The organism is Sabulibacter ruber (assembly GCF_017355955.1).
GTDB classification, from domain to species: domain Bacteria; phylum Bacteroidota; class Bacteroidia; order Cytophagales; family Hymenobacteraceae; genus Nibribacter; species Nibribacter ruber_A.
The window spans coordinates 1-321 of sequence record NZ_JAFFID010000061.1 but is presented as its reverse complement, the minus strand read 5'-3'; the positions used below and the strand labels follow the sequence as shown (position 1 = coordinate 321).

The window sequence follows — 321 nt, the reverse complement described above, 5'->3', positions numbered from 1 at the left end:
GTGAAGTCGGCCAGGTCGTAGCGGGTGGTGATCCGCACATCATCGGTGGCGCCGCCGCAGAACGGGTGCAGCGACACGTCCAGCCGGCCGCGCTCGAAGTCGAAACCGGCTTGGCGCATCAGCCGCTCGCCGAGCGCCTTCTGAACGGCCTCCGGGAAACTGCCCTCCGGCACCATCGGCGCGGGTTCACGCGCCTGCCGCTCCAGAACCTGTTCGATCAGGCCGGGCAGGAAGCCGGCGAGGTCGTCGAAGACGGCGTCGATGCGCTCGGCGCGGGCACCGGGGTCATGCTCGTCGAGCAGCGCGTCGTAGGGCGTGACG

The 321-nt window shown here is 70.4% G+C and carries 1 pseudogene; it reads right to left on the bottom strand.

The window, feature by feature from the left end:
• Positions 1-321, bottom strand: a pseudogene (locus JT719_RS24450) (carboxypeptidase M32); the annotation flags it as partial.